This is a genomic window from Vibrio sp. Y29_XK_CS5 (assembly GCF_024181835.1).
GTDB classification, from domain to species: domain Bacteria; phylum Pseudomonadota; class Gammaproteobacteria; order Enterobacterales; family Vibrionaceae; genus Vibrio; species Vibrio harveyi.
The window spans coordinates 1-24312 of record NZ_JAMZAM010000012.1 but is presented as its reverse complement, the minus strand read 5'-3'; the positions used below and the strand labels follow the sequence as shown (position 1 = coordinate 24312).

The 24312-nt window shown below is 47.2% G+C and carries 22 protein-coding genes and 1 pseudogene; 9 read left to right on the top strand and 14 right to left on the bottom strand.

Annotated elements, in window-relative coordinates:
• Positions 1-20: 20 nt before the first annotated feature.
• The 5 genes from NL647_RS25625 to rhtB form a co-directional block, all read right to left on the bottom strand.
• Entirely contained in the window at positions 21-515 is a 495-nt protein-coding gene (locus tag NL647_RS25625; protein ID WP_047517568.1) for a cyclin-dependent kinase inhibitor 3 family protein, read from the bottom strand.
• Positions 516-526: 11 nt separating this feature from the next.
• Positions 527-1528 (bottom strand): ArsJ-associated glyceraldehyde-3-phosphate dehydrogenase, encoded by a 1002-nt coding sequence (locus NL647_RS25620; RefSeq protein ID WP_253650804.1) that lies wholly within the window; start codon positions 1526-1528, stop codon positions 527-529.
• 27 nt (positions 1529-1555) lie between these two features.
• A complete protein-coding gene (locus NL647_RS25615) occupies positions 1556-1891 on the bottom strand; it encodes a metalloregulator ArsR/SmtB family transcription factor (RefSeq protein WP_005452016.1) in 336 nt (111 codons plus the stop codon).
• A 102-nt stretch (positions 1892-1993) separates the two neighbouring features.
• Positions 1994-3217 (bottom strand): EAL and HDOD domain-containing protein, encoded by a 1224-nt coding sequence (locus NL647_RS25610; protein ID WP_005452018.1) that lies wholly within the window; start codon positions 3215-3217, stop codon positions 1994-1996.
• A 28-nt stretch (positions 3218-3245) separates the two neighbouring features.
• A complete protein-coding gene (gene rhtB / locus NL647_RS25605) occupies positions 3246-3860 on the bottom strand; it encodes a homoserine/homoserine lactone efflux protein (protein ID WP_005452019.1) in 615 nt (204 codons plus the stop codon).
• A gap of 65 nt (positions 3861-3925) precedes the next feature.
• Between rhtB and NL647_RS25600 the strand changes: the two genes are divergently transcribed.
• Complete coding sequence (locus tag NL647_RS25600) at positions 3926-4915, top strand: alpha/beta fold hydrolase (protein ID WP_005452020.1); 990 nt, start codon at positions 3926-3928, stop codon at positions 4913-4915.
• Between the two features lie 171 nt (positions 4916-5086).
• A complete protein-coding gene (locus NL647_RS25595) occupies positions 5087-5911 on the top strand; it encodes a Cof-type HAD-IIB family hydrolase (protein WP_253650803.1) in 825 nt (274 codons plus the stop codon).
• A 69-nt stretch (positions 5912-5980) separates the two neighbouring features.
• Here the strand turns inward: NL647_RS25595 and NL647_RS25590 are convergent, their stop codons facing one another.
• Positions 5981-6451: an EVE domain-containing protein gene (locus NL647_RS25590; protein ID WP_005452022.1), complete on the bottom strand. Its 471-nt coding sequence runs from the start codon at positions 6449-6451 to the stop codon at positions 5981-5983.
• Positions 6452-6492: 41 nt separating this feature from the next.
• Here NL647_RS25590 and NL647_RS25585 point away from each other — a divergent pair, with 41 nt between their 5' ends.
• Both NL647_RS25585 and NL647_RS25580 read left to right on the top strand, forming a co-directional pair.
• On the top strand, positions 6493-8043 hold the full coding sequence (locus tag NL647_RS25585; protein ID WP_253650802.1) for a COG3650 family protein: 1551 nt from the start codon (positions 6493-6495) through the stop codon (positions 8041-8043).
• On the top strand, positions 8043-8639 hold the full coding sequence (locus NL647_RS25580) for a tRNA-uridine aminocarboxypropyltransferase (RefSeq protein ID WP_253650801.1): 597 nt from the start codon (positions 8043-8045) through the stop codon (positions 8637-8639). Before NL647_RS25585 ends, NL647_RS25580 begins: the two co-directional genes overlap by 1 nt.
• Before the next feature lie 108 nt (positions 8640-8747).
• On the opposite strand, the gene NL647_RS25575 is transcribed toward NL647_RS25580, so the two are convergent.
• From NL647_RS25575 to NL647_RS25545, 7 genes and pseudogenes are all read right to left on the bottom strand, one after another.
• Entirely contained in the window at positions 8748-11234 is a 2487-nt protein-coding gene (locus NL647_RS25575; RefSeq protein WP_180824382.1) for an EAL domain-containing protein, read from the bottom strand.
• Positions 11235-11372: 138 nt separating this feature from the next.
• Complete coding sequence (gene yigB, locus NL647_RS25570; protein ID WP_005430399.1) at positions 11373-12089, bottom strand: 5-amino-6-(5-phospho-D-ribitylamino)uracil phosphatase YigB; 717 nt, start codon at positions 12087-12089, stop codon at positions 11373-11375.
• Between the two features lie 12 nt (positions 12090-12101).
• Positions 12102-13043, bottom strand: coding sequence for a tyrosine recombinase XerC (gene xerC, locus NL647_RS25565; RefSeq protein ID WP_005430404.1), 942 nt, complete (start codon positions 13041-13043; stop codon positions 12102-12104).
• A complete protein-coding gene (locus NL647_RS25560; protein WP_005430403.1) occupies positions 13009-13740 on the bottom strand; it encodes a DUF484 family protein in 732 nt (243 codons plus the stop codon). Before NL647_RS25560 ends, xerC begins: the two co-directional genes overlap by 35 nt.
• Positions 13734-14564 carry a diaminopimelate epimerase gene (dapF, locus tag NL647_RS25555; protein WP_012126593.1) on the bottom strand — a complete coding sequence of 277 codons (831 nt, stop codon included), beginning with the start codon at positions 14562-14564 and terminating at the stop codon, positions 13734-13736. Before dapF ends, NL647_RS25560 begins: the two co-directional genes overlap by 7 nt.
• A 10-nt stretch (positions 14565-14574) precedes the next feature.
• Positions 14575-15828, bottom strand: coding sequence for a diaminopimelate decarboxylase (gene lysA, locus NL647_RS25550; RefSeq protein WP_005452029.1), 1254 nt, complete (start codon positions 15826-15828; stop codon positions 14575-14577).
• A 61-nt stretch (positions 15829-15889) separates the two neighbouring features.
• Positions 15890-16101, bottom strand: a pseudogene (locus tag NL647_RS25545) (lipoprotein).
• On the opposite strand from NL647_RS25545, the gene cyaY reads away from it, so the two are divergent.
• The gene (cyaY, locus tag NL647_RS25540) at positions 16081-16395 is read left to right on the top strand and encodes an iron donor protein CyaY (RefSeq protein ID WP_005430390.1); all 315 of its coding nucleotides are present in this window, start codon (positions 16081-16083) and stop codon (positions 16393-16395) included. The pseudogene NL647_RS25545 and the gene cyaY sit on opposite strands and share 21 nt — an antisense overlap.
• A 73-nt stretch (positions 16396-16468) precedes the next feature.
• Here the strand turns inward: cyaY and NL647_RS25535 are convergent, their stop codons facing one another.
• Complete coding sequence (locus NL647_RS25535; RefSeq protein WP_005452031.1) at positions 16469-18997, bottom strand: class I adenylate cyclase; 2529 nt, start codon at positions 18995-18997, stop codon at positions 16469-16471.
• Positions 18998-19345: 348 nt separating this feature from the next.
• Between NL647_RS25535 and hemC the strand changes: the two genes are divergently transcribed.
• The 4 genes from hemC to NL647_RS25515 are packed head-to-tail and all read left to right on the top strand — an operon-like array spanning position 19346 to position 23395.
• A complete protein-coding gene (hemC, locus tag NL647_RS25530) occupies positions 19346-20284 on the top strand; it encodes a hydroxymethylbilane synthase (protein ID WP_005438556.1) in 939 nt (312 codons plus the stop codon).
• Positions 20285-20286: 2 nt separating this feature from the next.
• Entirely contained in the window at positions 20287-21015 is a 729-nt protein-coding gene (locus tag NL647_RS25525) for a uroporphyrinogen-III synthase (RefSeq protein WP_017817444.1), read from the top strand.
• Between the two features lie 17 nt (positions 21016-21032).
• The gene (locus NL647_RS25520) at positions 21033-22214 is read left to right on the top strand and encodes a uroporphyrinogen-III C-methyltransferase (protein ID WP_253650800.1); all 1182 of its coding nucleotides are present in this window, start codon (positions 21033-21035) and stop codon (positions 22212-22214) included.
• Positions 22214-23395 (top strand): heme biosynthesis protein HemY, encoded by a 1182-nt coding sequence (locus NL647_RS25515; RefSeq protein WP_045401048.1) that lies wholly within the window; start codon positions 22214-22216, stop codon positions 23393-23395. Before NL647_RS25520 ends, NL647_RS25515 begins: the two co-directional genes overlap by 1 nt.
• Positions 23396-24312: the final 917 nt, after the last annotated feature.

Sequence of the window (24312 nt, the reverse complement as noted above, 5' to 3'; positions counted from 1 at the left end):
CCAAAAGCCCTATAAGCCGATCAAGCGTTTTGAGCTACACGCTCGATGTACTCAACTTGTACAGGCTTTGTGAAAGCACCAGGACGTAGCGCTTGCACTTCACGCACGATGTCTTCTAGCGCCCAATCTTTCTCTAGCAATAGGTGTGCAGCGAACAAACCTGTGCGACCAGAGCCACCCATGCAGTGCATTGCAACCTTGCCACCTTGAGCTAGAATCGCGTGCAGTTCAGGGCTCGCTTGTGACCATTTTGCAACGAACTCTTCGTCCGGAGCACAGTCATCTTCAATCTCAATTTGGAACCATTTCATGCCCAATTGTTGGGTTAATTCGCCCAACGCAGACACGTCTTTTGCTGCTAATTCAGCATTATCAAGAGCAGTAACAATTGCTTCTACGCCTTGCGCTTTTAGCTGCTCTAGCGAAGCTTGCAGTTCAACACCTTTGGTGCCTGGACATGGAGTCAGTACCAACGCGCCCGCTTCTAAATCTAATTGCCATGTAGGATGAGACATCTTAAAGCTCCTTATGCCATACCAACGTTACGAACCAATTCTGCAGTACGCGTCGCGTAACCCATTTCGTTATCGTACCAAGCGTAAATCTTCACCATACGAGAACCCACAACCATGGTTGATTGCGCATCAACGATCGTTGAACGTTGGTCGCCTTTGTAATCGATAGAAACCAATGGACGCTCTTCAAAGCCAAGGATGCCTTTTAGTTCTCCTTCAGAAGCTTCTTTCAGTAATGCGTTAACCTCTTCTGCTGTGGTATCACGTTTCACATCAAAAATAATGTCAGTGAGTGAGGCGTTTGCCAGAGGAACACGAACCGCGTGACCGTTAATCTTGTCTTTCAACTCAGGGAAGATTTCAACAATCGCTTTTGCACTGCCCGTTGTGGTTGGGATTAGGCTCATGCCACATGCACGTGCACGACGTAGGTCTTTGTGCGGCGCATCCAGAATCGTTTGTGTGTTAGTTAAATCGTGAATCGTTGTGAATGACGATTGTTCAATGCCCAGTTTTTCGTGAATCACTTTCACAACAGGTGCAATACAGTTCGTTGTACAAGACGCTGCGGTTACGATGCGGTGCTGCGCAGGGTCGAAGATGTGGTCGTTCACACCCACTACGATGTTAGCTACGCCGTCTTCTTTTACTGGTGCGCTAACAACAACACGTTTTACGCCTTGCTCTAGGTATTTGTTTAGGAATGAGGTTTTGCGATGAACGCCCGTTGCTTCAATCACAACATCACATTGACCCCAGTTCACAGCATCGATATCACGCTCTTGTGAAGTCGTGATGCGCTTACCGTTGATCAACATGTCTGTGCCTTCAACTTGCACTGCATGGTTCCAACGACCTTGAACTGAATCGAACTCAAGTAAGTGACCCAGAGTCGCCGCATCACCCGCTACATCATTGATGTGTACGAACTCTAGTTCTGGCCAATCAAACGCTGCGCGTAATGCCAAACGACCAATTCGACCGAAACCGTTAATACCTACTTTAATCGTCATAATCTTCTACCTTTAAGCTTTCGCTGGTTAACAGCACGCTGCGCGAGCTTTGTCGTGCAAACGTGAAATATCTTCTTGGTACTCTTGCTTCAAGCAGTTCGAGGCTACCAAGTCATCAATCAATTTTTGCATCCATCCCGGTAATTGATCTGACAGCTCGTAGTACACCCATTGCCCCTGACGTTTATCAACCAAAATACCATTTGATCTTAGCTGAGCCAGATGGCGAGAAATCTTTGGTTGGCTTTGTTGTAGCGCATGGGCTAAATCACCAACACAAGTTTCCCCTTCACGAACCACCAGCATTAAGCAACGCACACGAGTCTCGTCGGAAAGAAGTTTGAAAAACTGATGTGGAAGCATGCTTACATACCTATATATGGATATGCATATATAGTTGTTTAAAAATAGAATAACGTCAAGCGATCGTGCTCGACTGTAATAAAAGTTTAATATTTGATCAGATTAGGCGCCAGAAAAGGTCTGGCTCCAGCGAACGGCTTCGCCAAGTTCAGACTTAACATCATCCACAGAAAGTCCGAGTTGCTGGGAGAATTGCTCAACGCCTGCCCAATCGGCACGTTCGTAGCACTCCTCAATTGCCAACAACGCGCCGTATTCACCTTGGCGATGCAACAAGGCTTGCTGCACGGAAGGACTTAAAGGCAGCTGTCCCACTAAAGATTCCACAGACAAGTCAAGCATGGCGTCGAGAATCGATAACAAGCCAACCATAAAACCCTGCTCGTTGAGATGTGCAAAAGGTTGATAGCGCGACATAGCTTCGCAGAATTGAGCGCGTTGCAAAGATAAGTTGTACAACTCGCGCGGCTTCTGCCCGGAGATATATGACGCAACCACCAGTGAGACAAACATTTTGAGCTTTTCTTGTCCAAGATAAATCAAAGCTTGGCGGAATGAAGTGATGGTCACTTCTAACGTGGTCGATTGTGTATTCACAAAACGCAGTAACTTGTACGACAGCGTGACATCTTGAGTAATGATGTTTTCAATCCGGTCAAAGTCTGGATCGGGGACACACACTTCTCGAAATAGCTTGAGCGCCAACACTTGCTCGGGACTCACGTATTTAGTCTGCATCACTTCAGGCTTGCTGAAGAAGTAGCCTTGGAAGAATTTAAAGCCTGCCTCTTTGGTCGCTTCAAACTCAGCTTCGGTTTCTACTCGCTCAGCTAAGAAATGGTATTTGGTGCGCTTTTTAGTGTGCTTCTTAACTAAGTCGCATGCCTTTTTTAGCCCCATCGCCATGATATCGAGTTTCACGATATGGACATACGGTAAGAAGCGACGCCATTCGTCAGTCAACGTGAAGTCATCAAGCGCGATCAAATAGCCTTCACGGTACAGTTCGCGAATGGCTTCAAGCAGCTCATCGGTTGGTTGGCAGGTTTCGAGTACCTCAACCACGATTTTGTTTTTCGGCAAGCTTCTTGGCAGCCGACGCAGCAAACTTTGGTGAGGAAAATTGATGAAGCATCGTGAAGATGCAATCAGAGGATTGGTTCCGACAGAGAGAAAGTTCTCTACTATCAATCGGTATGTCGCCCTGTTTGAATCGATGTGCGCAGGATAGGCATTACTTTCACCATCGCGGAACAACAACTCATATCCCAGCGTCTGTCTTTTACGGTTAAAGATTGGCTGGCGGGCGACATATGCGTTTTTCATTCGAAATTATTGTGCTTTTTATAACTTGTTACTTAGCTGCCGCTAATAATGCACCACATCCCATGAACATTGAACCGAATACTTTATTAATTTTGCCCATGATCTTATCTGAGCGAATAAAGCGTCCCATTTGTGCGGCCAAACTGGTGTAGCCCAGCATCACAAACGCGTCAATGGTCACCGTCGTCACGCCCAATACCAACAGCTGAGTTAGTTGGTCTTTCGCTGGATCGATAAATTGTGGAAACAGTGCCACCAAGAATACGATCGATTTCGGGTTAGTCAGGTTGATAAGAATGGCTTTGTACAACAGAGAAGTACCTGACATGGTTTGGTGACTTTCGGTCGCAACCAAGCCGGATGTATCACGCCACTTTTGAATGCCGAGCCACACAAGGTAAGCTGCACCAACCCATTTGATCACAGTAAATGCCGTTGCCGATTGCGCGACTAAAGCACCAATGCCAGCGCCAACCAAAGCAATATGAATTGCCAAACCAATCTGTAAACCAACGATAGCACCCAATGACTTGCGCGTGCCGTAACTCAAACCATTGCTGATTGAGTTGACGGTACCAGATCCCGGAGCCAGACTAAAAACGATTGCTGTTACCACATAGGCTAACCAAACATGGGTATCCATTGCATTTCCTCAATAATTCTTCGATGATACATCGCGTAAACAACGTATCTTCAGGTAATCGACTAATGGCTATTAACCATTCACCTTTGACTTATACTCAAGAGACCTTATTTGAGCAAGCAATAGGTGGTCCGATCGCAGCACTTTGGCAAGAACGCCAAGAAGGCTTTGTAAAAGGGACAGAGAAAAAGAAAATCTACTGGTGCAAACTCACCAATCCCGAACACACCAAAGCCGTACTGATCGTCAACGGTCGCATTGAAGCCTCCTGGAAATACCAAGAACTGTTCTACGACCTATATCGACAAGGTTATGACGTGTATTCGTTTGACCACCGAGGACAAGGTTTATCAGATCGTCTGCTACCAGACTCAGACATGGGTCACGTCTATGACTTTAATGATTATATTGACGATATGGAATTGGTACTGCAGCAACTCAATTTGAGTGGATACCAGCAGCGCTTTGTCATTTCCCACTCGATGGGCGGTGCAATTGCAACACGTTACCTGCAAACTCACCCAGACCACAACTTTGACGGTTTGATTCTGAGTGCTCCGATGTTTGGTATCAACCTTCCTTGGTATCTCAGCCCTATCGCGATTCCAGTCACGCAAATCCTTGCAGCGGTTTCCCCGCAACCAAGCTATGCGCCAGGTCATAAGGAATACTACCCAAAGCCGTTTGAAGATAACCCACTTAGCCAAAGCTACGATCGTTATCACTGGTTCCGTGGTTTATACCGCGATAAACCAGAGCTACAAGTGGGCGGTCCAAGCACACGCTGGGTATGGCAAGGCTTGATGGCAGCCAAGCAATGTATTTTGCTGACACGCCAAATTAAAGTTCCGGTTTTATTGGTTCAATCAGGTAACGATCGCATCGTGAGTAACGCCGCGCAGCAACGCTTTATCGATAAGCTAAGTAAGACTAACCCCAATGCCAGCCTAGTTTCTATTGCTGGCGCAGAGCACGAAATCTTGTTTGAAAAAGACCAGTATCGCAACCAAGCACTTGATGCGGTTTTTGCCTTCATGCGTGAGCACAGCCAATAAATCAGATTAAAGAGGAAATACGAGCTCAGCGATTTACCCTCTTTTTCCTCCTTATTTTGGCGTAGACTTCATCATGTTCCCCGCACTCGGAGCAGTACGATCTAGTCAATCTACTGCGCTCCGTGTGCAATCAACCTGTTCTACTCTATCCGAACCGTTTACGAGGGCTTCATGAGCACATCGCTACCTTGCAAAGAGATCACTAAAATCGTTGCCTCAGATCTGGATGGCACTTTACTCGCACCAAACCACCAGCTAAGCGCTTACTCGAAAGAGACGCTCAAAGCGCTGCATGAACAAGGCTACACATTTGTCTTTGCAACGGGTCGCCACCACGTAGACGTCGCAAGCATTCGTCGCACGGTAGATATTCCGGCTTACATGATTACTTCGAACGGAGCACGTGTGCACGACCAGAATGATCAAGAGATGTACAGCCAGAACGTACCTGAAGATTTGGTTCAATCAGTGATCGACACGATCAAAACGGATCCTGAAATACTTATCCACATGTATCAAAACGACGACTGGTTGTTGAACAAAGATGACGATGAGTTACGCGAATTCCATGAAGAGTTCACTTATAAGTTGTACGATCAAGACAACGCACCAACTGATGGCATTGCGAAAATCTTCTTCACTCACCCAGCAAAAGATCACGACCATCTTGTGACCTTCGAAACTAAGTTACGTGAGCAATTTGGCGATCAACTAAACATCGCATTCTCAACACCTTGGTGTTTGGAAGTGATGAGCGCTGGTGTGTCTAAAGGTGATGCGTTGAAGGCAGTTGCGGAGTCTATTGGGCTAACACTGGAAAACACCATCGCCTTTGGTGATGGCATGAACGACGTAGAAATGCTATCCATGGCGGGTAAAGGATTGGTGATGGGCACATCTCACGAGAAAGTGATGAAAGCACTACCAAACAATGAAGTAATCGGCAGCAACGTCGACGATGCGGTTGCACACTACCTACAAGATCATCTGCTATAACCTGTATTGGCTATCAACAACAGGTTATCGGCAAAATCACAAAGGGCTGCACTATGCAGCCCTTTTCTTTTATCGCTGACTCGGCAACTTCTCTTTACCGAGGATTGCTTGCCACTCTTCTTCGCTCACAGGCATGATCGATAAGCGATTGCCGCGTTTCACCAATGGCATGTTTTCTAGTTCTGGCATCGCCTTCATGACCGACAACGGAATCAAGCGTTCAGTCTTACGCACAAACTCAATATCCACCATAATCCAACGCGGATTTTCTGGGTCGGATTTCGGGTCGTAATAATCGCTCTCAAGGTCAAACTGGAAGTGATCGGGATACGCTTCACGAGTCACTTTGGCAATACCTGCCACACCCACGTTCTTGCAAGATGAATGGTAAATCAGCACCAAATCGCCCAATTTGACTTGGTCACGCATCATATTACGCGCCTGATAATTACGAACTCCCTCCCAACATGAAACCTTTTGGGTTCGAAGCGTGTCAATAGAAAAGGTATCTGGTTCTGTTTTAAATAACCAATATGCCATAATGCCATCCGATGCAGATTAAGTAATGAGGAAGATATAACATGAAGGCTTTGAAAAACCCAGTGGCATTAGCCACACTGCTGGTCCTGCAAGCATGTAGCATGCAACCGCAGCAGTCCGATGCAGACACCCCAACCACTCCGCCTGCATCCTTAGATAAGCCGGAAACCATCTTACCTCAAACCTTTATGCTGCGTGGTGAAGTAGTGATTGGGCATGAAAGCCAGTACATCACACCTTGTGGCAGCGACAAACAATACTGGCTGCAACTGTCACCGCAACAAATCCAACGTGCAGTAGCCATCACCAATGAACCTTATCAAACCATGTATGGTGAAGTGATTGGTCATCTCAACCCGCCGGGCATCGACGGTTTCTCTGCAGATTTCGATGCTAACTTTGTGGTTGAGCAGGTGAACTTCCTCACCACAGAAAATCCGCATCGCTGCAAACAAACCAGTAAACCCACTCGCGTATTTGGTAATGAACCTTCGTGGGCTGCCAACTTTGAAGGCAATACGCTCAAGTTCCAGCAAATGGGCAAGTCGACACAAACACTCGAGATTAAAAGCAGCAAACTGCAACCTCGTCAGCGTACTTACCAGTTGGATGACGGTGAACTGCGCATGACCGAGAACTTGTGTTCAGACACCATGAGCAACTCTCTCTACGGCTGGAAAGCAACACTAGAGCATGGCGATAAAACCTATCAAGGCTGTGGTATGACAGCCAACGTAGATTCAACATTAGAATGGGTGAACACTTACGTCGCGACGTCGACCCAGTCACAAGGCTTCGAAGTGCAAATGACACTCAACAGCGACCACAGTGCCATCACCAAATACAGCTATTCAGACGGACAACCGCCATTGGTTGAACGCGGCTACTGGCAACAACTGAGCCCATCGCAAGTACAAGTATTGATGACTCACCACCAGCAACAACGCTTAATGACCGAGCGCCTATTTACTCGCGAAGGCAACCAGCTGAAAGCAGTCAAAGAGAAAGTGGGCAATTTGGTTTATCCCATTGCCGATGGCGGCTTAGTGCTATACCCAGCAACAGTGCGTAACTCAGGCATTGAGCAAGAAGCGCCTGAACGCGGTAGTGCGCCAATTGCAGCTGCGGACATTCCATCCAGTGCCGAATTTAATTCAAAAGTGGATGCGGCGGTACGTAACTACTTTTTCATTAATCAAACCAACCCAAGCAATAACCAATACCGTTGGCTGACTTACGATCTGAATGGCGATGGTGATGAAGAATTACTGGTGCAACTTGATTGGTGTGGCTCTGGCGGTTGTACTCTGCTGATATTCGAAAACCACGAGAAAGAGTGGCGTTTCAATAGCCGTATGACGCTAGTGCAAAGCCCAATTATGCTTGGTCAACAAACCTCGCACGGCTGGCGTGATCTCATTTTCAATGTCAGCGGTGGCGGCGCAACGCCTGGGCAACACGTGATGCAATACACAGGCGTAAGTTACCCAATCAACCCAAGCTTGGCGCCAAAAGCGAACAAAGAGCAAGTCAGCGGCGTACGTCTGTTCTCAGACGGCATCAGCCCTGTTCGCGATGGAGTGCGCTTGTAATGGCGCAGCCTTGTCCACATTGTAGCTTCAAGTTCAACTGCATCTGTTCACTGCTGCCGAAGTTAAGCAGTGAACAATCGCTGATGCTGTTAATGCACCCTAATGAACTGACGCGCGATACCAACACTGGCAAACTGCTCGCCCAGTGCCAACTGAATGTCACTCAAGTCGTTTGGGACCGAAAAACGCCACCAGCAGAGTTGTTAGAAACGCTAGCGAATCCAAGCCTGCTGCCAGTACTGCTATTCCCAAGTGAAGAGAGCCTAACGCTTGAACAAGTACAACAACAAAGTACCGAGCAAGACAGACAACCGTTGTACATCATTCTTGATGCAACTTGGCAAGAGGCGCGCAAGATGATCAACAAAAGCCGATGGCTAGAAGGTATCGCGATGATGGGCTTAACCACTCAAGTCGATTCCCAGTATCAACTGCGTCGCAACCAACAAGAAGGTAACCTATGTACCTTTGAAGTAGCTGCGCAATTGCTCGGACAACTTGGTGAAGAGCAAAACCAGCAACAGATGCTGGACTTCTTCGAGCAATACCTTCCTCGTTTCCAAGCCGAGAAAAGTGATCACGAGTTCAAAGTCTAACGCCCTTAAGAATCAAAAAACGCAGCTTTAACGCTGCGTTTTTTATTGGATGCTGTTTCACGTGAAACAAAACGTTAGAGCTCTTAAGCTCAATTAGAGCAAAGCACATTAAAACAAACGTGTCGGTTCACCTAAGTAATAACCTTGCAGATAGTCCACACCCATGTCCTGAGCAATATCGCACACCTCTTTGTTGTGCACGAACTCAGCGACGGTCTTAGCATTAAATACCTGACACAAACGCACCAACTGCGAAGCAATCTTGCGCTGCTTTTGGTCTTTGTCGATGTAGCGAATCAAACTGCCATCAAGCTTAATGACTTCCGGCTCTAACTTGAGGATCTCATCAATATTGGAGTAACCCGAACCAAAATCATCCACAATGATGCGTGCACCTAGGCTTCTAAAGTGGCTGCACACCTCAATCATCCTTCCGTAATCTTTGATTTGCTCTGATTCCAACACTTCTAAACCAATCCGTCTTGGGTCGTTAAGTTGGGTAATGGCATGTTCAAGCAGCATCAAGGTTTTATCACTGAGTAAATCCTGAGGTGACAAGTTTATTGAGAAGTCACCATGCTGATCTTTCATGTAGTTGAGCGTTGAGCGAATCATGTGACGGCTCAAACGCGTGTACAAATGCGTGTCAGAAATGATGGGTAAGAAACGCCCCGGCGCAATGATGCTGCCATCCTCTTCCATGATGCGCACCAAACACTCTTGGCTCGCGGGACGATGGTTGTAAGCGTGCACAATTGGCTGACTGTAGGTAATGATGTTCTGCTTGAGAATGGCGCGGCTCACACAGCTCAACCAACCCAACTGCTCTTTTCGCACATCTTCATTGACCTCAATGTCTTTGGCATTACAGATATGAGTATTACTTCGCACCCCTGCTCTTCGCGCTTCAATGCCTTTGAGGAGCAATTCATCCGGCGATGCGGTTGGAAAATCACGACGGCTAACTAAGCCACCGCACAATGAAATCGAAAGGTAATCAATATCTCGTAAGCCACTTGGTTCAAAGTTGGTTTGCTCAACCGCATCAGCAAAGCGAGTAAAGTGTTGCTTAATCATTTCACTGCTTCCATCAGCTTTAAATAAGAACGCCCACTCACCGACACCAATGCTATAAAGTTGCAGCGCGGCAGGTTTACCAAGCCGTTTACGCAGGCGATTACTAAAGTGCATCGACAAGTCTTTCAGCAGTTGGTCGCCAACGCGATAACCGTACTTTTCGTTGATATGGCTAAAGTTAAGCAGTTTGAGCGTCAGTAAATGCTCATCGGTATCAATGCTGATCAAACGCTCTTGCAGCGCAACACGATTTTGTAATCCTGTGCGGCTATCTCGGCGGAAGCTCTGTTCTAGCTTTTTCGCTTGGCGATCGAGTTGATACCCCATATGAGCATTCATGTTATTTAGATCGCCAATCGCATTGCGGATCAGGCTAAACAAGGGAGAGATAGAAGTGCTCACTTCTTGCTGTGGCATGTTAAGCGCAGTAACTTCATCCCCTTCACGCATCGCCAAGTAAGTCAGGCTATGGTGCAGAATTTCTTGTTGGTGATTCTCGCCGTACAACTCACCCATGCAGTAACTGCCCGACGTGTGGGAAATGTCCGTGAAGGCGCGAACTTCATCACTGCTATCAATAAAATCAAGTCGCGATGCGCAGTTATAAATCATCACTGCTTCAGGTTGATGCATGGAAAGCTCCACCACCCCATGGCGAACTTGCTCAAGCGTTAACGAAGGATGGTTGTAACAGAACTGAACTTCATCACCCAAACACCAAGGACGGTCGAAGCTCATGCTGCCGTCGGGATGGATTTCCGTCACGGCACACACCTCTTTTCGCCCAATGGATTCTCGATAAAGTGGGAAATTCAGCAGTTGATTGAGCGATAGGTCGTGCCCGTCAGCAAGGTAATGTTTGTACACTTCCAACGCTTTACGCTCGCCCAAGCGATACAAGCGCGTCCCTTTGGCGTGAGTAACCTTATGCGGCATACCAATCGGGTTCCACTCAGAATACGCGCTCGTCCATGTTTTCAAAGTATTGCTGTGCAAGGCAACCGCGACAACCGCTTCATCATAAACTTGGTCTTGATGCAGAACCCAACAACCGTCATCGATGGTTTGAGCCAAACCGCCAGAAACCTTCGGACCATCGGCATCAAATACGCGATACACCGGATAATCACGGCGTTCGATTTGGACAGAAAAGCTAATAATGGCTTTGGAGTTATCTTGCAGTTGTAAAGCTTGCTTGAGATCGTAGCCATCGATATCTGGCGAGAAGGAATAATGCTGAACCGCAGACGTGAGCGTGGTTTGTTCAAACTCCATCACACACACTAAGCAGCCATGGTTGATGATCTCACCTTCCAAGATAACGTGACGGGTGCTGTGACCGATGATGTGCGTGTTGGGTAATCTTTCGAGTATTGCCCGAGCGAGCGAGACGGCGGAGTCGCGTGATTGGGTGGATAGGAGTTGCACCAGATAACGTTTATCTGCACAACACTGAGAAGTGACTAAAAAGTCATTAAGCTGATCCACATTTTGAACCAGTTGAGAGAATGCTCGCATTTACCCTACCACTGCCGTCATCAAGCCACACCACATGAAAGAGGTTTTATTATTTTACTTTGATGAGAGTAATTTACGTGGCTTTAGACGGCTTTTCTAGAGTCAGAATGAAGATTGAATGGATTAATGCGAAAGTGATTACAAAAGCGCGAGTAACGACTGCAAGTTATTGATTTCAATGTCAGGTAACGTTCGCGTTTTTGCCTGAGTAATGACATTTTTATTCATGTCATTAAACCAGCATGCGGCAAAACTCGCGAGTTTTGCACCTTGAACATCCGTCACCAGATGATCGCCGACATGAAGAATGTGCTCACTAGGCAAATCCAGAAACTGCTGCGCTTTGGTGAACATATCCGGCGCAGGTTTCGCGCTGCCATCCGGTCCTGCTTTCAGCACTTGCTGGAAATAAGGCGTAAGACCAATTCGATCTAAATCCACATTACCGTTGGTGATTGCTACCAGCGGGATTTCTTGCCCGAGTTCAGCAAGTACATCGAGGCTTTGCTGTGGTACTTCAAAACGGTTACGCCAGTCTAAAGCAACCTCGACTGCGGCTTGCGCAGCGGTATGCGCCGCTTCGTTATCGTATCCAACTTGAGAGAAGGCTTGCTTAAGTTGTACTAAGCGCCACAAAGTGACGTCACTCTTCAGCTCAGGTTGTTGCTGCACGACACGTTGCTTGAGTGCAAACCAATCGGCTTTATCCATGTGAGCGACCGCCGGATGATGGAGTTTAAGCCAAGACAACAACTCACGCTCCATACGAACTATCACTGGATAGTTATCATAGAGGGTGTCATCAAGGTCAAACGTCATCGCCTTTACAGGCGCAATACGGCGGTAGAATTTCATGAGATTCCTTGGTTAGTCCGACTTATCGTCGTTTCTCTTACGGGCTCTTGGATGCGCCTGATCATAAGCTTGTGCTAAATGTTGGAAATCCAAGTGGGTGTAGATTTGGGTAGTGGAAATGTTTTCGTGCCCCAATAGCTCTTGCACCGCACGTAAGTTATTGCTCGATTCCAACATGTGCGTCGCAAACGAGTGACGCAGTTTGTGCGGGCTGATATGGCTCGCTACCGACTGTTTCTGCCCCCATTCCGCCATACGCTTTTGCACACTGCGATGTGAGATTCGTGTACCCAGCTTAGAAACAAACAGTGCCGGTTCACCCGGCGCGGCTAGATCACCACGCACACGCAGCCACTTGCCAACCCATTCGGTTGCCATACCAGAGAATGGCACTTTACGTTCTTTATCGCCTTTACCAATCACTCGTAATTCGCCACTGCGCAGCTGAACATCACGCACGTCTACGCTCACCAGTTCTGCCAAACGCAGACCAGCGCCGTACATTAGCTCCATCATGGCACGATCGCGTACCGCTAACGGGTCGTCCTCGTTCACTTCGAGCAATTGGTTTACTTCATCCACATCGAGGTTCTTTGGTAGTGGACGTTTCTTACGTGGCGCAGAAACCCCTTTGGCTGGGTTAGCTGACATTTCTCCACGTAGGATCAGGAAATCGAAAAAGCTGCGTAGAGAAGATAAGCGCGTCGCTAAGCTGCTGGCTTTCATGCCTTCACGCATGCCTTTACCTGCCAATTGACGAACCCAACCAGCATCGACTTGAGACCAATCTTTCAACCCCATCTCAGCCAAGTGGTGAGCCATGGTTTCCAATTGTTGTTTGTAGTTGCGTTGGGTGTGCAGGCTAAGCCCCTTTTCGCTTCGCAGGAATTCGTAGAAGCGTTCAAGAGGCTTTTGAAGACTATTTGGCAGAGGAGTGTTGGGAGTTGTCGTCATCGTGACTTTGCCATACCAATGTTTGAGCGAGATGTGCCACTACTAAGGATAGGTGACGCAAAAACAAGGTATCCATATCTGGTTGGAAATGACCGCCATCTTCGCTAGAAAACGCCAGTACGCCAAGCGTCTGCTTTTTCACAAGCGGTAACACCACATAGGAACCCATTTCTGGAACGTCCATATCTCCAAACAACGCTTCGCGATCCACTTTACGCAGACGACCTAAATACGCCTCTTTGCCATTTAAGTGGTTGGTAGCAAAACGTTGGTAGCTTTCCTTACTCAATTGAGTCGCAGCATCACACTGGCTCAATAGACGCACATACGCCTTCAAGCCAAGGTCTTTGGCTTTCAGCTCAATGGCGTTGATGACTTGCTTAAAGTCGCCGCACTTAAGGATTTGTCCTTGCAGATCCATGAACTCGTAGAAGGTGCGATCATTGTTCGCCGCTAAAGACATCAGTGTGGTGATCTCTTCTTCTAGCTCTTCAATTCGTTGACGTTGGCGGTTCATTTGAATGTGAACTAACGAGACCGTGCCTAAATCTGCATGAGGCATAGAAAGGCGATCAACCAATTCTGGGCGTTGAACGAAGAAGTCAGGATGATCTTTTAAATACTGAGCAACGACTTCTGCGGTCAGCGCATCCGCTTCAACTTCTGGGATTTGGTTTTCTTGTTCTTCAACTAGCACGACAATTGACCATCAAATACGTGAGTTGCTGGACCGGTCATAAACAATGGTTTGCCTGGACCTTGCCAAGATATGCGTAGGTCACCACCAGGAAGTGAAACTTTCACGTTTTCATCCAATAGACCTTGCAGGATGCCCACCGCAACTGCGCCACAGGCACCGCTGCCGCAAGCTTGTGTTTCACCCGCACCACGCTCATACACGCGTAGGCGGATGTGATTGCGATTCACAACTTGCATAAAGCCCGCGTTCACACGCTCAGGGAAGCGTTCGTGTGATTCTAATAGCGGTCCGAGTGTTTCCACTTCTGCCGTATCCACATCGTCGACCACAGTCACCACGTGCGGGTTACCCATGCTCACTGCGCCACAGAACAGGGTCTTATCGCCTGCACGCATGATGTAGGTTTTCTCTTTCTGCTTCGCTTTGAAAGGGATCTTGTTCGGCTCGAATTCAGGTACGCCCATGTTCACCGTGACTTCACCATCATCTTCAACATCAAGAATCATCTTACCTTTCTTGGTGCTAACGCTGATGCTGTACCTATTCGTCAAACCTTTCAAACGGACGAAACGCGCGAAACAGCGAGCGCCATTACCACACTGCTCAACTTCACTACCATCGGCATTAAAAATGCGGTAGTGGAAATCGGTTTCTGGATCATAAGGCGCTTCAACCACGAGCAATTGGTCAAAACCGACGCCCGTGTGACGATCCGCCAAACGACGGATCAAATCTTGCGAGAAAAACACGTTCTGGGTAATGCAGTCGACGACCATAAAGTCGTTGCCCAAACCGTGCATTTTGGAAAAGTGGAAATGCATTTGTTGTGTGTTACTCCGGTAGAATCTGTTCCAGCTGCCACAAACTGGTCAGCTCCTCACGCTGGCGAACAAGGTGGCTTTGGTTGCCATCCACCATCACTTCCGCCGCTCGGGTACGAGTATTGTAGTTCGAAGACATCACAAAACCATAGGCGCCAGCAGAGCGAACCGCGAGTAGATCACCTTCTTGCAGTACTAGTGCTCGATCTTTGCCCAAGAAATCGCCCGTTTCACAGATAGGTCCGACTAAATCGTAAGTCTGTGCTTCACCTTCGCGTGGTGAAACTGGGACAATATCTTGCCATGCTTGATACAGCGCAGGACGCATTAAGTCGTTCATCGCCGCATCGATAATCGCAAAGTTTTTGTGCTCAGTGTGTTTTAGGAATTCCACACGCGTCAGCAAGATACCAGCGTTAGCTGCAATTGCACGACCTGGTTCGAAAATCAGTTCAAGATCTTGATGGTTCTCAAGACGACCTAACAGTGCTTTCGCGTAATCAGAAGGCTGTGGTGGCAATTCATCACGATATACCACACCCAGACCACCACCAACGTCCAGATGACGGATGTTGATGCCTTGTGCTTTCAGATCATCAATCAGAGCCAAGAGGCGATCTGTCGCGTCGATGAAAGGTTCAATCTCAGTCAACTGAGAACCAATGTGGCAGTCAATACCTTGCACGTTGAGATTTGGTAGGCTCTGAGCAAATTTATATACTGCCGGAGCACGGTCAAAAGCGATACCAAACTTGTTGTCGCGCAGACCAGTCGAGATGTAAGGGTGTGTTTTTGCATCTACGTCAGGGTTAATTCGTAGAGAAATCGGTGCAACCACACCTAACTCACCTGCGACTTTGTTCAAGCGCTCAAGTTCAGGTTCTGATTCCACGTTGAAGCATTTGATGCCCAGCTCCAGTGCGCGTTTCATCTCTGCTGGCGTTTTACCAACACCCGAGAACACCACCTTCTTCGCATCACCGCCAGCCGCGATAACGCGTTCAAGCTCACCACCCGATACAATATCGAAACCTGAACCCAAACGAGCCAGTGCATTCAATACGCCAAGGTTAGAGTTTGCTTTTACTGCGTAACAAACAAGATGAGGATGCTGACCCACAGCGCTATCAAACGCATTCCAGTGACGCTCTAGCGTTGCTCGTGAGTAAACATAAAGAGGAGTGCCATGTTGCTCGGCGAGAGCTTGGAGTGAGACGTCTTCGGCCCAAAGCTGGCCATCATCCTGATAGTTGAAGTAATCCAAAATTTGCTTCCCTTAATTAATTCGACTGCTAAACCCTGTTTTCACCCGAAGGTGTGGCTGATTATTGTGACTGCTCGTTTTGTTGAGCGTCATCTGGGATATAAAGTGAACCTGATTGACCACAACCAGCAAGGGTCGCTGCAACCATCACAAACAACACCGTAAGTAATTTTTTCATTTTGCATATCGTGATTATTAAACCAATGCCCCCTATAATCGCACCACACTCAGGAAAAGCAATAGGATAGACGGATGAACGATACTGAATTTCATCAACTGGTGGATGCGCAGATGCAACTCATCGAAGAATCCATCGATGATTCAGGTGCAGACATTGATTACGAAGTCACTGGCAACGTAATGACATTAGAGTTTGAAGACCGCAGCCAAATCATCATTAACCGCCAAGAGCCAATGCATGAGATCTGGTTAGCATCGAAGTCTGGTGGCTTCCACTTTAAGCTAGTCGATAACAAATGGACTTGCTCTAAAACGGGCATGGAACTGTTTGCAATGGTGAAAGAAGAGTGTGAAAAACACGCTGGTGAAACGATCGATTGGGCATAAGCCAAATGGGTCTTCGTGGCGACCAGTCACCTAAACGACAAAAGAGCACCAAGGTGCTCTTTTGTCGTTCGTTTTACGCATTTACCGCTTTGGTTGGGCGAGTCGGCGTACAGCCATCATTGCGGTAAGGGATAATGTAGGTATTCCCTTCTTCCGGATGAATAATTTGGTAGTACTGCGGCAAGTTAAAGTTAATAAACTTCGACGATACACGACTGTCGTCTTTCACTGAGGTGTAGAAGCTGTTCACTGACGCAATCATTTCATCTTTAGAGCCACTGAATTGATGGTAAACCTCAACTTGGTTTGACTCATCCAATACATAGATATTGAAACCATCGTCAGTATCTTCAAAGAAGAACTGCACCAAACCTTCACTGGCAAAGCCATCCACTACTTCTGGTAGTTGGTACTCTTGTTCACGATCCAGCATCAACAGCGGTGAACCTTTCAGCTTGTTGGTTGAAATGCTGCGGTAGAAATCGACCGAGTTTTCTAGCTTCTGAACCGATACACCACGACGCTCAAAGAACAGACCGTAAGTTTGGTTAGCGAGACGCATGGCTTTAAAGCGACGGCGTTTCTCTTGCTCAACCGGCTTCAAACGTAAGTCGATACACTCTGCCAATAGCTGATACACCATATTGCGCATCACGCCACGCATGTTCTTCGCGTAGCAGAATACATCCACCGACTCTGGCGGAATCGCATCTTGGTGCATTTTGCCAAGAATGGTCTTCAATGCATCCAACATCGCGGTTTCACCTTTGAAGTGCAGGGTACGCACTTCGTGCCATGAGTTGCGATAAACCAAATCGACACTGCCGACCAAGTTAATTTGCTCAGGACCAAAGCTGAAGATATCGGTGTTTTTCACATCCACTTTGAGTGAGCGACCAGACAACTCTGCCGTCGGGTCATTTTCAAAGTTGATGAACATCGCCATCTGACTAATTTCACACGGGCTACCCAACGCTTGCATAGTTGGGCGACGTTTACGTAACGAGAAGGTGTTACGTAGGTCACTCACCATTTGGTAGAACTTATCGATGTCTAACTGCGCCTCACGCACCACCGCGTGCAAACGCGTTGACTCGGTAATCAAACCGTTGAAGAACGCCCAAGAAACCAACTTACTCAAGTACTCATGATGCTCAAGACAAGGCTGACCAAGAATGCGGTGCGCAATCAGTGGTTGCTTGTACAAGTACCAACCTGATTTGTTCACCCCCCCCTCTTTTACTTCAATGAAGCTCAAGTCGGGTTCGTGCAAATCTGGCGAGATCTGAGGGTTAAGCAAAGTAACTTTACCCGGCAGCACTTCGAATGCCGCGTACAGCTTACGAGCAAGAATACTGATGTCTTGCGGACTGATCGCTGAAGTAATGTCGTTACGACGCGCAAACTGAATCAAGTTACGGTAGCTTTGCATCAAAGCATCCAACAGTGCATGGTGCACCACTTTCACTTGTTCTACTTTCCAGTTACGGCGATCGTCGAGCTCTGCCAATACCACTTCATCCCAATCCCATTTCGCAATCATGTCGCTCAAGGCTTCACGACGCCAAGCTACAGAGCCTACATCAGGTTCACGAGACAGTTTTTCATGGGTTTTAAGGTAGAAACAGCGACGAACTAAATCCAAACGTGTGTCGTCTTGGATTCGCTCTAGGTAACGCGTTACTTTCTCTAGCATCAAGTAGTACGCATCCATGCCGTACAAGTCAGGCTCGTGGGCAAAGAAGCGACGTTTGGTGTCGATACTGAGAAGTTGTGTGTGCGGGTATTCCCACGAGTAAGCTTCAAGCAAGATCGCTTTCAACACGGACTTGTAAGGGGAATCGATACTCTTGTACAGCTGCCACAAGTTCGAACCGAAGTACTCTTCAGCAGGAATGCGGTTAAGCTGACCAAAATTGATCCACTCATCACAGTTGATGTAACCATCTTTACAAAGCTGTGCAACGTACTCGTCGTAACACTCTTCCATTTCTGGTGGCACGATTTGCCACAACAAACGCTGTCCAGCTAGACGTACCGCAGAACGGTAGAACTCATCCAGCAATAATAAATGCTGAGAAGAACCACAGTTATCGCCGGTCATCTCTTCTGAACGGTTGCTACGAAAACGCTCTTCATCCATTAAGAAGAAGTTCGCTTCTACACCTTGGCTTTGTGCCCAATCGGTGATCAGCAAGCATTTGTTGGTCAGCAGTTCACGTTGGTCGTTATCCATCTCCGGTGAAATACACACCCAAATATCCAAATCACTTGAGGTACTTTGACCAATAGAAGAGGTACTGCCCATGGTGTACAAACCTAAGATTGCAGGTTGCTCTGCCGTCTTAAGCGGTTGACCAATTGTCAGTTGGGTATCATCAAGGAATTGCTGCTGGAGATCGTTCAGCTCTAGACCAAACACACCATAAGGTACGTCTGCATCATAGTAGCCGGGAATAACAGGATGGTTGTAGTTCAACAAGGCAGGAATCAAGTGGAAGACTTGCTGGCTTTGCGAATCCATAAGCGCCAGCGCACGGTCGATCCGTTGCTGGTTCAGGTTATCTAATCGCTGAATAAGTTTTTGGGTGTAAGCCTGCAAGGGAAGTTCCTTGGTTGAACAATCACGAAAATCTGCTGATGTTTTAAACCAAAATGGTGTAAAAACGTGATCAATTTAACACTTTCATCAGGGTTGGTAAAGATTTCCACCCGCAAATAGTTGTGGTCTGAAAACCCCACACTAGTCGCAAAAATCGATAGCGCAGTAGTGTCGCTTGTATTCACCTATAACTAATAATAGTCCTTAGCCTAAATGAGAATCCAGTCACACTATTTTCATAACGTCATGTAATTCGATTCATGACACCAAGAGAAGCCTAACTAACATTAAGACTTTCACGCGTTGAGTGGTAGGATTAGGCAAAACTAAAACAGCATTGAGAAGACCATGACACAATCTACGCCAATTCGCATTGCAACTCGAAAAAGCCCTCTTGCCCTATGGCAAGCTCACTATGTAAAAGACGCACTTCAAGCCGCTCATCCAGGTCTGGAAGTTGAGCTGGTTACTATGGTGACCAAAGGCGACATCATTTTGGATACACCGCTAGCTAAAGTCGGTGGTAAAGGCTTGTTTGTGAAAGAGCTAGAAGTGGCAATGCTCGAAGGTCGTGCAGACCTTGCGGTGCACTCAATGAAAGATGTACCTGTAGACTTCCCTGAAGGTCTTGGCTTAGTGACGATTTGTGAACGTGAAGACCCACGTGATGCGTTCGTTTCTAACACTTACAACAACATTGATGAACTGCCACAAGGCGCAGTTGTAGGTACTTGTAGCCTGCGTCGCCAGTGTCAGTTAAAAGAATACCGCCCAGACCTAGTTATCAAAGAGCTGCGTGGCAACGTAGGCACTCGTCTAGGTAAGCTAGATGCAGGTGAATACGACGCAATCATTCTTGCAGCGGCAGGTCTGAAACGCCTTGAGCTAGAAGAGCGCATCCGTAGCTTTATCGAGCCAGAGCAATCACTGCCAGCAGTAGGTCAAGGCGCGGTGGGTATTGAGTGCCGTGTGGATGACGAACGTCTACTTAAACTGCTTGAGCCACTAAACCACCAAGATACAGCAGATCGCGTACGCTGTGAGCGCGCGATGAACCTCACCCTTGAAGGCGGCTGTCAGGTGCCTATCGGCAGTTACTCACTGCTTGATGGTGACAACATCTGGCTACGCGCACTGGTTGGTGAACCAGACGGCAGCCTAATTGTGCGTGGTGAAATTCGCGGTCACCGCAACGATGCCGAAGCACTCGGTGTTCAACTGGCTAACGAGCTACTTGAAAACGGTGCGCGCGACATCCTAACCAAACTGTACGCAGACCACGAATAATCATGGCAGTGTTGGTCACTCGTCCGGGAGAGCAAGGCATGGCGCTTTGCTCTCTGCTCGAAAGGCACGGCAAAACTGCAATTCATCATCCTCTGATCGACATCGTCGCCGATCTCAGCGACACACAACTCTCCAAATACATTGAAACCGCTCAAATCATCATTGCTGTTAGCCAACATGCGGTGCAATGCGCAGAGCAAATCTTGCAGAACCACGCTAAATCATGGTCTAAGCAGGCTATATACCTTGCCGTTGGTCAAAAAACAGCACACTATTTGAGCAAATGTACCCAACAGAAAGTACACTATCCACAAGTCAGTGATAGTGAGCACTTGTTGCAGCTTCCCGAGCTAAACAATGTAGAAAAACAAACAGTTCTGATCCTTCGTGGCAACGGTGGTAGAGAGCTGATAAAAGATGCATTGGTGAGACGTGGAGCAAAAGTTCACTATAGTGAGACTTATAAGAGAGAATTTATCCCATTCGATCCAGTAAGCTGTGTCTCACTATGGAAAATCCAACAAATCGACCAGATTATCGTCACCAGTGGTGAACAACTGGATTATTTGTGCAGCCAATTGACGTCAGAGCAATTGACTTGGCTTAATCAACAAGAGTTGTATATCCCCAGTCAGCGAATCGCTGACATCGCAATTCAACGGGGCTTCACTCAGGTCAGGTGCACAGGAAGCGCATCCAACCAAGAATTACTGGCTGCTCTCCAGCCCTAGCTACACAGGATATAGGCATGACAAGTAAAAATAACGACCAAAAGAATAACGATAAAAACCTTTCCGAAGAAACCACATCGGCACCGCTAGCTGAAAAAGACACGCCTAAGAAGGAATCTGAGCCAACCAAGCCAGAACAACCAAACAAAGTTGAATTTGAAGAGAAGCAAGGCAAACGCGGCGTCAAGCTGGGTACTGTCGCTATCGTCTTATCACTGATTTTTGGTGGCGGTCTCACTTACAAAATGCTTGAGCAGCAATCTGAATACCAAACTCAGATCGCTCAGCTGCAAAGCCAACTGGCGCAAGCTCAATCAGCAATGAAGCAAGAGCTTAGCCAAGTAAAAGAAGAAACCATTGAAAAAGCGACCACAGTCACTCACAAAGCAGAAGTGGTACTGGGTCAGCAACAAAAGAGCATCGAAAGCCTGCAACTGGCAGTCGCTGATGTGAAAGGTCGTCGTCCAAACGACTGGTTACTGGCAGAAGCTGACTACCTAGTAAAACTGGCAGGTCGTAAATTGTTCTTAGAGCACGATGTAGAAAGTGCTACTCAATTGATGGAAAACGCGGATCAACGTATCGCAGCGCTGAACGACCCAAGCTTGGTCGGTCTGCGTAAAGCCATGGCAAACGACATTACTAAGCTGCGTGTTGTTCCTTTAGTAGACCGTGATGGCTTGGTATTGCGCCTCACGGCACTACAACAGCAAGTAGACAAACTGCCACTTGCGAATGCTTTACTACCTGAAGCAGCTGCGGTAGAGAAACAACAAGTGTCTGAAGACATTGCAAACTGGCAAGATAACCTGATGACGTCATTGAAAGACTTCTCAGAAAACTTCATCACCTTCCGCACTCGTGACGGCAACGTAATCCCTCTATTGTCACCACAACAACACTTCTACTTGAAAGAGAACATCAAAGCGAAGTTAGAGACGGCAATTAAAGCGGTTTACCAAGAGCAAGGTGAAATCTACGCCACCTCTTTGGAAACGGCAGACAAGTGGGCAATGGCATTCTTCAACCAAGACGACAACTCGGTGAAAGAATTCAACAAAACACTGAGTCAACTGAGCAAGCAAGACATTCAAGTTGAATACCCTGCGAAGCTAGAAAGCCAAAACCAACTCTCTGACGTGATTCGTGAACGCCTACGTCGTGAAGTGACCACAATGACAGGTACGGAGGATAAGTAATGGTTCGTCTTATTTTCCTATTTGTTGTTCTTGGTGCCGGTCTGTTCGTTGGCACTCAATTCTCAGGTCAGCAAGGTTATGTCCTAATCTCAATTGCTAACAAAACCATTGAGATGAGTGTAACCACTCTAGTGATCTTCGTGATTGCGGCCTTAGCGGCACTGTTCTTCCTAGAATACGTGGTCAAGAAAGTGGTTTACGCAAGCTCAAGCACATGGAATTACTTTAGCGTGCGCAAAATGCGTCGCTCTCGTCGCTACACCAACGAAGGCATCATCAAGCTACTTGAAGGTGACTGGAAAGGCGCAGAGAAGAAAGTAACACGCTGGGCAAACCACCACGATATGCCTCTTCTGTGTTACTTAGTGGCTTCAGAAGCAGCACAAGGTCAAGGTGACAAAGCGAAGCGTGACCAGTATCTAGAACTGGCAAGCCAGCAAGAAAACGCGCACCTAGCAGTAGAACTGACTCGTGCAAAACAGTTTATTCGTGATAACGAATTCGAGTCTGCATTCGATACGCTACAAGCGCTGAAAGGTCAGTACGCGAATAACTCGATTGTTCTTAACCTGCTAAAGACCACTTACATGCAGCTTAAGCTGTGGCAACCGCTGATCGATCTGATGCCTCAGCTAAGCAAAGCCAAACTGGTAACTGAAGAAGAGCAAGCGGAACTGATTCAGAAAGCACAATGCGGCTTGCTACACGAAGTGGCTCAGCAACAAGGCAGCGAAGGTCTTATCTCACACTGGAACGGTTTGCCACGTAAGGTAAAACAAGACGCTCATTTGATCGGTTGTTTTGCTCACGAGCTCATCTCACGTAAAGCAGATAACGAAGCATTCACAGTAATCAAAGAAGCACTGAAGAAGAGCCCAACACCAGAGCTCTACCAATTACTGCCGGAGCTAAACCTGCCGGATAGCCACCCAGTCATCGTATTCTTGGAAGGTATCTTGAAGCGTGAACCAGAAAACGCAGCGGCGCAAAGTGCTTTAGCGCACTTCTTCTTCCGCCAAGAAAAATGGCAAGAAGCACAAGAGCACTTCGAGGTTGCGCTAAAACTTCGCTCAGACGTTTCTGACTATGCTTATCTAGCAGACACACTAGAGAAGCAAAACCTAACAAAAGCGGCTCACGAGGTCTCTCGTAAAGCCTTAACGCTAGTTCAAAACAACTAAGCGATTCAGAAAGTAGAAAGCCGACAGTTTACTGTCGGCTTTTTTATTGCCAGTAACTCTTCACGTCCCTTTATCGCTCCAACTAACTCTCCAAAATTTGTGCTCCTCTGCTGGCTACTCTTCATTAGAGGCAATCATCAAAGCTTCTGTCGTTCATTCCAAGCTGCTCTTCTTCGTGTCATTAAGAAGCACGTGAAGCAATCGCGATCACTTTCTGCAAGACATAGCGATTGTCTTTAAATGGTTAGGAGGGAAAACCTCCTTCAGAGCACAGTAAAGCGTAGTGATGGCCAAAGAAGTAACTAGGAGTAATGTTATGCACTTATTCGATGTGAAAGCCCCATACAGCGCTTGGGTAGCGTTTGTTAATAAAAGATAAAGCAAAGCGACAGCAAGTATCAGAAGGTGCTCAGAAGCTCTAATACACATGAATGCTACAGTGAGTAGAAACGCTCTTTTGTTAAAAGAAACACTGCTTCGATATAGAGAGGAATAATAAGGGGAAAGCTCAATCACTTTCGCTAGAGGGCAGTTTCTATAACCCTACAAGGCAAAGAAAGTAGAAAGCCTCAAGGTACGGCTAAACGCTGGGCAGCTTATTGAGTGGAGAGCAGAAGCGCTAGTTTGGAACTGCACTCGGTTAGGAAGTCACTTCATTTATTTGCCAGCACTAGAAACGACGAAAGCCCATTGGTTTCTCAACAGGCTTTCTTTGTAGTGACTGAGTTCGAGGACGACTAATCCTAAGTCGCGACTGACTTGGGACTTGATACAAATCCCGTCTAATTCTCAAACATCAGAAATGAAAAAAGCCTCGCTATTTCTAGCGAGGCTTCTTAATAGTGGCGGAGAGATAGGGATTTGAACCCTAGATACGCTATTAACGTATGCCGGTTTTCAAGACCGGTGCTTTCAAC